This window comes from Pseudoxanthomonas sp. LjRoot204_2 (genome assembly GCF_056175765.1).
The window spans coordinates 1-7,308 of sequence record NZ_JBGFFG010000159.1 but is presented as its reverse complement, the minus strand read 5'-3'; the positions used below and the strand labels follow the sequence as shown (position 1 = coordinate 7,308).

The window sequence follows — 7,308 nt, the reverse complement described above, 5'->3', positions numbered from 1 at the left end:
GCGGCGGGTTGAGCGCCGGGAGAGGGCGTTGGTTTCCAGCTGGATCCTGCTGTTGGTGTCGATCGGCTATGCCGCGCTGCTGTTCGGCGTGGCGTGGTGGGGCGACCGCCGCCCGATGTACCCGGACCGCCCGTGGCTGCGCCCGGTGGTCTACAGCCTGGCGCTGGCGGTCTACTGCTCGTCATGGACCTTCTACGGCGCGGTCGGCAGCGCGGTGCGCAATGGTCTGGGCTACCTGCCGATCTACCTGGGCCCGATCCTGCTGCTGCTGTTCGGCTGGCGCATCATCGAGCGGCTGGCGTTGATCGCGCGCAGCGAGAACACGGTCTCCATCGCGGACTTCATTTCCTCCCGCTACGGCCGCTCGCGCCGGCTGGCCGCGCTGGTCACGGTGATCGCGCTGATCGGCGTGGTGCCTTACCTCGCGCTGCAGTACAAGGCCGTCGCGATGAGCCTGAGCGTGCTGAGCGGCGAAGGCGGCGACAGTGCGCATGGCTTCTTCACCGACCCCGCGCTGTACGTCGCACTGTTGATGGCGCTGTTCGCCGCCCTGTTCGGCACGCGCCAGGTCGATGCCACCGAACATCACCACGGCATGATGCTGGCGATCTCGCTGGAATCGGTGGTCAAGCTGGTGGCGATGATCTCCGTCGGCGTGTTCGCCTATCTGTGGCTGGACGACAACGCCTTCCGTGTCACCAATTCGGCACGCACGCTGTTCGAGAATGCGCCGCCGGTGGGCTTCATCGCGCAGACGCTGCTCGGCTTCCTCGCCATCGTCTGCCTGCCGCGCCAGTTCCACGTGGCGGTGGTGGAATGCAGCGACGTGGGCGACATCCGCAAGGCCCGCTGGCTGTTCGGTGCCTACCTGGTGCTGTTCTCGCTGATGGTCATTCCGGTGGCGGCCGCCGGAGCCTCGCTTTTCGGCGGCACCAGCGTGGCCGACGACAGCTACGTGCTGGCGCTGCCGCTGGCGGAAGGCCGCACCGCGCTGGCGATCATCGCGTACGTGGGCGGCTTCTCGGCGGCCACGGGCATGGTGATCGTGGCGAGCATCGCGCTCGCGACGATGGTCAGCAACGACCTGATCATGCCCGTGCTGCTGCGGCGCGGCTGGGCGGACCACCATGCCGAAGCCGACGTCGCCTCGCGCGTGCTGTGGATCCGCCGCGTGACGATCCTGCTGCTCGCGCTGACGGCGTATTCGTACTACCGCAGCAGCAGCAACGACAGCACGCTGGCGTCGTATGGCCTGATGGCCTTCGCCGCCGTCGCGCAGTTCGCGCCGGGCCTGATCGGCGGGCTGTACTGGCGCGGTGCCAGCCGCCGCGGCGTGGAAGTCGGCATGGTGCTCGGCTTCGCCACGTGGATCTACACCCTGCTGCTGCCGACGATGACGCAAGCCGGTTGGTTCGATGTGCTCTGGCTGCACGACGGTCCGTTCGGCATCCGCTGGCTGCGCCCGCAACAACTGTTCGGCCTGAGCGGCTGGGACACGCTGACGCACGGGACGTTCTGGTCGCTGCTGGTCAACACCGGCGCGATGATGATCGTCTCCGCGCGCTCGCGCCCCGGGGTGGACGAGCGCCTGCGCGCCGCGCCCTTCCTCGACCCCTACGCGCAACGCCCCGCCCTGGTGGCCGGCGAGTGGCCGGGCAGCGTGCGCATCGGCGACCTGCGCACACTGGCCGAGCGCGTCGTCGGCGAACGCCATGCGCGCCGTGCGTTCGCGGAACAGGCGCACCTGCTCGATCGCGACCTGCAACCCAACGCCCCCGCGGACCGTGCCTGGGTGCAGTTCACCGAACGCCTGCTCGCGGCCGCCATCGGCGCGGCGTCGGCGCGCATCGTGCTGACCAGCGTGCTGYGCGGATCGGGCATGGAACTGGGCGAAGTGGTGGCGGTCCTCGACCAGGCCGGACAGGAACTGCGCTTCAACCGTGAAATCCTGTCGACCACGCTGGAGAACATCAGCGCAGGCGTGAGCGTCGTCGACCCCGACATGCGGCTGGTGGCCTGGAACCGCCGCTACCAGCAGATGTTTGGCTAYCCCGATGGCATGCTCTACGTTGGCCGTCCCGTCGCCGACCTGATCCGCTACAACGCCGAGCGCGGCGAGCTGGGCGATGGCGATATCGACGCGCAGATCAACAAGCGCATCCGCTACATGCGCGCCGGTTCCCCGCACATCTTCGAGCGCGTGCGCGCCGATGGCCAGGTCATCGAGATGCGCGGCCAGCCGCTGCCGGGTGGCGGCTACGTGACCAGCTACAACGACATCACCGACTTCAAGCATGCCGAAGCGCTGCTGCTGGAGACCAACGAAACCCTCGAGCAGCGTGTCGCCGAGCGTAGCGAGGCGGCCGAACATGCTCAGCAATCCCGCACGCGCTTCCTGGCCGCGATCAGCCACGACGTGCTGCAACCGCTGAACGCCGCGCGCCTGTTCGTCAGCGCCCTGCGCGACAGCGAACAGGGCAGCGACGCGCAGGCACAGGAGCGGCAGCACCTGGCCGAGCGCGTGGATGCATCGCTGCGCGCCGCCGAGGAACTGCTGGATGGCCTGCTGGATGTCTCCCGCCTCGATGCCGGCGGCCTGCACACGCAGATCACCGATTTCGACGCCGGCGAACTGCTGCGTGAACTCGCGGCGCAGTACGCCCCGGTCGCCGCCGGGCGCGGACTGGCGCTCCGCGTCCACGCGCGCGCGATTCCCGTGCGCAGCGACCGACGCCTGTTGCGCCGCGTGCTGCAGAATTTCCTCGCCAACGCCCTGCGCTATACCCGTGCTGGCCGCATCGTTATCGGCATGCGCGCTCGTGGCGACCGCATCGCGTTGCAGGTGTGGGACACGGGACCCGGCATCCCCGAGAACCACATGCGGCAGATCTACGACGAGTTCCACCGCTACCAGCAACCCTTCGACTGGGGTGAGCGCGGACTGGGACTGGGCCTGTCGATCTGCCAGCGCATCTCACGCCTGCTGCAGCACGAACTGGACGCGCGCAGCACCGTGGATCGCGGCAGCATGTTCTCGATCATCGTCCCCCGCGGCGCGCACGTCGTCGAACGTCGCAGCACACGACGCGCTGCCTTGGGCAGCGATTCGCTCGCCGGACTGCGCGTGCTCTGCGTCGACAACGACCGCGAGATCATCGACGGCATGCAGGCCCTGCTCGGCCGCTGGCAGGCAGAGGTCATCACCGCAACGACCGTCGACGAAGCCTTGCAGAAGATCGCCGAAGGCCCGACCGTGATGCTGGTGGACTACCACCTGCACGACCGCCTCGACGGCCTAGCCACCCTCGACGCCCTGCGCGCCGCCAGCCCCGGCCCCATCGCCGGCGCCCTGCTCACCGCCGACGGCCGCGACGAACTCAAGCGCGAAGCCCGCGAACGCGGCTACCGCCTGCTGACCAAACCCGTGAAGCCCGCCTCCCTGCGCGCCTTCCTCGCCGCCCACCACGTACCGGATGCACCGCCCTCGCCCGATAACTGAATCGACTCATGCGAATGGTGACCATGAATCGACACGTGGAACGCACGGATGACAGTCAGCACGCGATCTACACCGTCCCCCGCCGGTCGCCTCATGCATTCATCCAGCCTGCTATCACCAGATGGAGGCCCTGATAATCCCGAACCTCCTCGCTTCTGCCTGATAACACGGGTGCCTCAGGGATGCGGTTCTCGCTGCAAAGGCGGCGAAGCGCTTGTCCGGCAAACCCCAGCCCTCGTTGACGACCATTCCGCTTGGCTGAATACTCGGCGCTATTACCCCGGAATGGGGTCTACTAGGTGTTATACGTGGGTGGGGCTTTGGTCGTTGTCGGCTTCGGTTGCCAGTCGGTCACGCGGTGGCCGCGGCTTCGGTGCTGATCGATTGTTGATACAAGACAGCCGGGCTTGTTCTTCTGGCTTCGCTTCAATCGGCTTCGGACGCATCGTTCTCGCGTCGCGCGGCCTCCGGACGATCTCCCGGCTTGCGGACCGGCGTCGCTCTCGGCTTCGGTCTTGACGGGCCCCACCCTGCTACGGGCTGGCGGCGAGTGATTTCCTGCTCCCGGATGCTGCGGGCCCGTTGCAGGCCGCAGGCTTCGGGCTTACCTTGGCGCATAACTATTCGTTCAAGCCGAACCCGCTTCGCGGGTCGGCTTAACTCAAGGTGTTAGGCGGCAATGAACCTTCCCCATATCCTACGGAGGCTCTTCTCATCGCCGATCTTCTTCGTTGCTCTTGGTTACACAGCAGCGATTGCCTCACTGCTTGCGCAAGACGCCGTGCTTCGAGGTGACCTGATTCCCGGCAGCACAGCCAGCGACTTGCTAGCAAGCACTATTGTTCCCCTCACCTTCGTTGGGCCCGCGATCGGAGCCAGACTTGGAGTTCGCAACCTCTTCGAGAGCCGGAGACTGGGAGAGAGCGTTCTTGGTCTGCTGGCGTCGTCGCCCCTTCTGCTTCTGTGGGCTCTAGCACTTGTGCGGTGGATTCGCTATGGCATGCTTGCCGCCTAACAATTCATTCAAGCCGAACCCGCTTCGCGGGTCGGCTTAATTCTGGTGTTAGGGCCCATGGAAAGACTTCCACCGCGTCTACAGGGATTCATCGAGGGATTGTCTTCCGTCTCTCGAATGACATTCCCTTATGGCGGGCTGCAATTGTCCCGCACATATTTTGGCGACTCAGTTGATCGCCTCCCGGATTCCGACAAGCCGGAGCCGGACGATCGGCTCCTGGAGTATTTCGCTTGCACCTTCGGAGACACCGCCAGGCAAAACCCAAGGGATGCTATTCCCGTTGTTGAGTCTCTCTTCAACCTCATACGGGAGACGTTCCCTGACTGCTCTATTCATACTCAAATAACTGAGCGCAACGGCTGGTTCGAGGACCTAGAGATGTGGATTACCTCGCCCACCCAGAGGGCATACTTACAGCTGGACTGGAGTGTCAGCTGATGGGCCCTAACAATTCATTCAAGCCGAACCCGCTTCGCGGGTCGGCTTAATTCGGGCGTTAGGCCGCAGTGACAGAGACGCGCACATCCCACCTAGAAGACCTTCTTCACTTCAGCCGCCCTCTCGCTGACGTGACCCATGATCTATCGGCCTTTTCCTGGGACTCGGAGGAGGAGTTGGTCACCTTGGAGTCGGGGCACATCTCGGCCATTCTCGGTCGGTTCCTAGCGGGTGATATTTCAGATGCTGACGTAGAGGCCTGGGCCAATGCTATTGAGTGCCGTGAGGACATCGGCTTTCCCCAGCCCTCGCCGGTCGCTGAGGCAATCTGGGAGCTAGCCAACCCCTTGATCACCCGCCCACTCACGAGGCAATCTGCTGGCGAGCTGGTTGCAACGTTACATCGCGCTGCAGCCTAACAATTCATTCAAGCCGAACCCGCTTCGCGGGTCGGCTTAATTCCGGTGTTAGGGCGCATGAGACAGGACATCGCAATCGAGCGGTTTAGAGCATTGGCGACTGAGGTCGTACAGGAGCTGGAGGTTGCCGTAAGCACAGGCGACTCACGCTACTTCAACGCCGAGATTGCGCTTCGTAACGTTCGGGAGTGGCTCAACCGGGCCAATGCTGGCACTTTGGCAGACTCATATCGCCCCTCCTTCGGCATCAGCAAGTCAGACTTGATGTTTGGGCCAGTAGAGGACCGCATGTACGAGCTTGAGCGACTCTACGCAGACCATATCTTGGACGCTCCTCGGTATGCGCCCTAACAATTCATTCAAGCCGAACCCGCTTCGCGGGTCGGCTTAATTCTGGTGTTAGGCCAATGAAGAGACTCTTTCTTTACTTGACTCGTTTGGCCACGATCATCATGGCAATGGCGGCAATTGTTCTGTCCCTCCCTCCGATCGCGAGCCTGTACTTCATCTTGTTCGAAGGAGCCCAGCCAGGAGACAGCCTTTCTCCAGAGGGTCTTGTGCTTCCGCTGTACCTGTCGCTAGCTTTGCTTACTCTTGTTGTCGGCTTGCTCTGGGGCGCTTACGTGGCTGATCGCTTTGCGGTTTCAAGACTGCGAGCATTGGCCTAACAATTCATTCAAGCCGAACCCGCTTCGCGGGTCGGCTTAATTCCGGTGTTAGCGCCCATGAAGCGAGCTCTTCTGCTACTGATGTTGCCAGCCGGATGTACCAGCTACGCGCCAGCCTCATTGGATACAGATTTAAGCGCGCGTGACGACAGCACCTTGCAGATTTCCGGCACACCGATCTTCAGTGACCTCGGAGAGTCGCTTCTATACCTCTGTCCAGCCGGTCACGCCGGCGACCCGACAGGCAGCTGCCTCGACGTCGTTGCCCCAGTTACGCTCGTGGCCAAATTGCGCAACTCCGCCACCCATTGCATTGCAGTATCTGGCAAGTTCATTGCATTTGGACCGGACCGAGTCGGGCTGGGCAACTACCGCAGTGAAATTGGCTATATTGAGACCACGCACGCAGTTCCCTGTCATGGGCGCTAACAATTCATTCAAGCCGAACCCGCTTCGCGGGTCGGCTTAATTCTGGTGTTAGGCCGCATGAAGAGCATCGTGGCAAACTCCTCTATAACCTTCGGCATAGCCGTTCTTGTCTACGCGCTGGCTTGGATCCTAGGTCTGCTTCCCGTTGATTTCGTGCTCCCCTCCGACGGCCAGGCTCACTCTCAGTCTTGGCGTGCCGTTCCGACGGTGTCGCAAAGTGCTGGTTACCTTCCGTACGCTCTCGCGACTGTCGGGTTGGCGATCCTTGTTGCGGGACTAGCTCTTCGTCGTCGGCTGCGCAACACTGCGGCCTAACAATTCATTCAAGCCGAACTTGTCCGCTGACGCGGCCAAGTCGGCTTAATTCCGGTGTTAGGTGCCATGGGAAAGGTTGCCCGCAACTGGATTGAGCACACCCAGGACTGGCGCGACGAGCCGATGGCCTACTGGGTTCACCTGGAACTAGACGGTGCCGCATGGCGCGCGTCCGAGTCATACAGCCCACCGGCACCTAGGGCCGAGGGCCGCAGCGGCTATCCTGTACTTTGCATCGAGTCACAGGGCTTCACTTTCCGCTTCTCTTCCGCCGCACAGCTTGCCGAGTGTGTAGATGTCCTTGGGCGCAAGCCCCTTCCTACGTCGCRCCGCCTATCCGCTGTTCGTGGTGGCGGGCATGGGCCCAACAGTCATTGGCTTAGCCGCTTGCCAGGCCATATAAAGTCTCCCAAGATTCGACAACGTGCTGTGGAGGATCTCCGCTCAGTGATCTCGGCCATGGCACCTAACAATTCATTCAAGCCGAACCCGCTTCGCGGGTCGGCTTAATTCTGGTGTTAT

1 protein-coding gene is annotated in these 7,308 nt (G+C 63.2%); it reads left to right on the top strand.

The window, feature by feature from the left end:
• The first annotated feature begins 28 nt into the window (after positions 1-28).
• Positions 29-3,499, top strand: coding sequence for a hybrid sensor histidine kinase/response regulator (locus AC04L7_RS09180; RefSeq protein ID WP_475512871.1), 3,471 nt, complete (start codon positions 29-31; stop codon positions 3,497-3,499).
• Positions 3,500-7,308 lie beyond the last annotated feature (3,809 nt).